The following is a 3,325-nucleotide window of genomic DNA, read 5'->3' on the forward strand; positions in this document are numbered from 1 at the left end:
TCCGACCTCTCCCCGGTGGGGAGAGGTGATTGAGTGTCACTGCTACTATCTTCTCGATGGCCTGTAAGCTCACTCCATGCCGCCACTCTCACGCATCCATCATGCGTCGCCATGGCGAGCGCGTCTCACGCGCCTGTGGCCGTGGATCTTTGTGCTCGGCATGGCCGCGGGCTCTGCACTGCCACTGAAGCGCTGGCTGCCGACGATCTTCCATGACGAGACCCAGGCCGAGCGCGATGCCAACGCGATCGTGCAGCGAACCGGCAGCCGCGACGATCGCCATGCAGTCGATGTGCTCTACACCATCGATGGCGACACCTTTGGCGCTCGCGTGCATCTCGCCCCCGGCGACGATCTCACCGCACGCATTCGTCTGCGCGGCATTGATGCGCCCGAATTGAAAGGCCAGTGCACGACAGAGATCCGCCTCGCCGAAGACGCCACCGCGGCGCTGAAGCGCCTGCTCAAGGATGGCGGCGTGACGATCTACAATATCGGACCCGACAAATATCCCGGCCGCGTGGTCGCGAGTGTCGCCACACGTCGCACGCCGGATGTCTCGGCCGCATTGCTCGCTGGCGGTTTCGCGCGCAGCTATGGCGGCGGTCATCGCAGCGGCTGGTGCGGTTGAAGCGTAGGATGGGTTGAGCGTAGCGATACCCATCACCACAAGCGCTTGCTGTGATGGGTATCGCGAGGCTCAACCCATCCGACAAGCGAACGCTCAGCGCTGGGTGACAACCACCTGGGTGCCGACCGACACGCGCGAGAACAGGTCGGTGATGTCCTCGTTATACATGCGCACGCAGCCGTAGGAGACATAGCCGCCGATCGACTTCGGCACATTGGTGCCGTGGATGGCATATTCGCCGCCAGCGAGGGTCATGGCAGCGACGCCCATGGGATTGGCGGGCGAGCCGCCGGGGATCACGTCCGGGATGCGCGGATTGTCGCGCTTCACATCGGCCGGGGGCGACCAGGCGGGCTGGCGGTATTTGCCGTCGATCTTGGTGACGCCGGCCCACTGCTTGCCGGGCTTGCCGACGCCGACGGGATAACGCACGGCAACGCCGGGCTCGGTGACCAGATAGAGCTTCCGCTCGCCGGTCTTCACCACGATGGTGCCGGGCGCATAGTCACCGCGGAAATTGACGAGGCTGGGGGCGGCCTGCGCGGACGTCGCGGCCAGGGTGGCAGCAACCAGTGTCGCGGCTAGCGCACCTGCAATCTTCGAAGACATCGATCTCTCCAAATTCGACCATCCGGTATCGGCCGGACGCGGTCGTTCCGCCGCTGCGGGCGAGCACACAATCGCAATATCGGGAAGCTTCAACCGGCTGCGTAAACAGCGGGTCTCCATCGGCACGGGAACCGCACCGGGAGCACCGTTTAATGAGGGGAACTCGCAAACAAAGTAAATGTCCGGGAAACAACACTCGCTCTAAATTGGACGGGAGCGGATGCCGGGAGTCTGACAACTGCGTGAGGGGGGCGTGATTTGCCTCCTGTCGTCGCCCGGCTCGACCGGGCGACCCAGTAAACACGAACGGTCGTGAGAGAGCCGCACCGCCGTTGTTTACTGGATCACCCGCTTTCGCGGGTGATGACAGTTCCCAGCCGGGCTACCCCAGCGTAAACGCCTCATGGATCGCCGACTGCACGGCGCCGCCGGTGACGGCTCCGCCGCCGGCCACATAGATCGTGTCACCGATCGTCACGGCGCCCACCGCATGGCGCGGGGTCAGCATCGGGGCATGGCTCTGCCAGCTGTCGGTTTTGGGGTCGTAGCTCTCCATCTGCCCGAACACCTTTTCCTGCGTGATCTTGCCGTCGCGGATCACGCCGGATTCACCGCCCATGGCGAACAGCCGGTCGCGATAGATCACCAGGCCATGGCCGGAACGCGCCACCGGCAACGGCTTGCGCAATTCCCAAGTGTCGCGTTCGGGCAGATACACGTGATGCAGGTCGGTATTGTATTCGAACGTGTTGAAGCGCCCGCCGATGACATGGATAGCGCCGCCATAAGCGACGCAGCCGACATGGTCGCGCGCGCCGGGCAGCGGCTTGCGTGTCTCCCATTTGTCGCTCCTGGGGTCATAGACCTCGTGCCAGCTTACGCTGGCGCGCTCGGCTGCGGGCTCTGAGGCGCCGCCGATCAGATGGATCTTGCCGTTGAGCGCGACAGCCGCGCCTGCGCCGCGCGGACGCGGCAGCGGCGCGATCGTGTCCCAGCGGTCGGATGCGACATCATAGGCGTAAGTGTTCTGATCGGAGCCGCGATTCTGCTGCATGAAGCCGCCGAGCGCATAGACGCGACCCGCATCGGCTGCGACCGACACATGATTGGCGCCGCGGGGCAGCGGCGCTGCATTGAACCATTGGTCCTTCGCCGCATCATAGACATGATGATACGGCCGATCGACGCGGCCTTCGCCATAGCCGCCGACGATATGCATGCGATCGGCCCAGGCCGTCGCCCAGGCCATCTCGCTGCGCGGCAGCGGCAGGGCCGCGCGCGGCTGCCATTTGCCGGGCGGGCCTTTCGGCGCCGGACTGTCGGTGACGCGCTGCGCTTCCTGCTCCGGCGTCATGTGATGCGGCACACCGCCCTGCAGTTTGGCGTAGGGCTCGGTGGAGGATGGGGCGGCGGGAAGTGCGGGGTGGTGGCCGGCGTGTTGGGCGCGGGCCGCAGTGGCACTGACGATGGCAGCAGCGCTGCCGAGAACAAAGGAACGGCGATCCATGGTCGTCTCTCCCCTCACTCAATCTGTCATCGCCCGGCTTGACCGGGCGATCCAGTATACTCGCAATGTCGTGAAAGTACCGAAACGTCACTTCCCGTCATTGCGAGGAGCGTAGCGACGAAGCAATCCAGTCCTTGGCTTTTGGATTGCTTCGCTGCGCTCGCAATGACGGCGGAGAGGTCGGGGCCTACGCCCCCTTCTTCTTGTTCTGCCGTTTCTCGACGAGATCATCCACCACCGCCGGATCCGCCAGCGTCGACGTATCGCCCAGCGATGACGGCTCGTCTTCCGCGATCTTGCGCAGGATGCGCCGCATGATCTTGCCCGAGCGGGTCTTCGGCAGGCCGGGGGCAAACTGGATCAGGTCCGGCGACGCGATCGGGCCGATATCCTTGCGGACCCAGGCCACCAGCTCCTTGCGCAGTTCTTCGGTCGGCTCCACGCCGTTCATCAGGGTGACATAGGCGTAGATGCCCTGACCCTTGATGTCGTGGGGATAGCCGACGACAGCGGCTTCCGAGACCTTGTCATGCGCGACCAGCGACGACTCCACTTCCGCGGTGCCCATGCGCTGGCCG

3 protein-coding genes and 1 pseudogene are annotated in these 3,325 nt (G+C 64.8%); 1 reads left to right on the forward strand and 3 read right to left on the reverse strand.

The annotated features are described in order from the left end of the window. Positions 1 to 76 precede the first annotated feature (76 nt). Complete coding sequence (locus ACIQ2A_RS25740) at positions 77 to 631, forward strand: thermonuclease family protein (RefSeq protein WP_398484888.1); 555 nt, start codon at positions 77 to 79, stop codon at positions 629 to 631. 93 nt (positions 632 to 724) lie between these two features. Here the strand turns inward: ACIQ2A_RS25740 and ACIQ2A_RS25745 are convergent, their stop codons facing one another. From ACIQ2A_RS25745 to ACIQ2A_RS25755, 3 genes and pseudogenes are all read right to left on the reverse strand, one after another. Continuing rightward, on the reverse strand, positions 725 to 1,240 hold the full coding sequence (locus ACIQ2A_RS25745; RefSeq protein WP_398484890.1) for a L,D-transpeptidase: 516 nt from the start codon (positions 1,238 to 1,240) through the stop codon (positions 725 to 727). A 382-nt stretch (positions 1,241 to 1,622) separates the two neighbouring features. Next, positions 1,623 to 2,747 (reverse strand): Kelch repeat-containing protein, encoded by a 1,125-nt coding sequence (locus ACIQ2A_RS25750; RefSeq protein WP_398484892.1) that lies wholly within the window; start codon positions 2,745 to 2,747, stop codon positions 1,623 to 1,625. Between the two features lie 187 nt (positions 2,748 to 2,934). Further along, positions 2,935 to 3,325 (reverse strand): annotated as a pseudogene (locus tag ACIQ2A_RS25755) (acetyl-coenzyme A synthetase); the annotation flags it as partial.

The sequence above is a fragment of the Tardiphaga sp. genome (genome assembly GCF_044336785.1).
GTDB lineage: Bacteria > Pseudomonadota > Alphaproteobacteria > Rhizobiales > Xanthobacteraceae > Tardiphaga.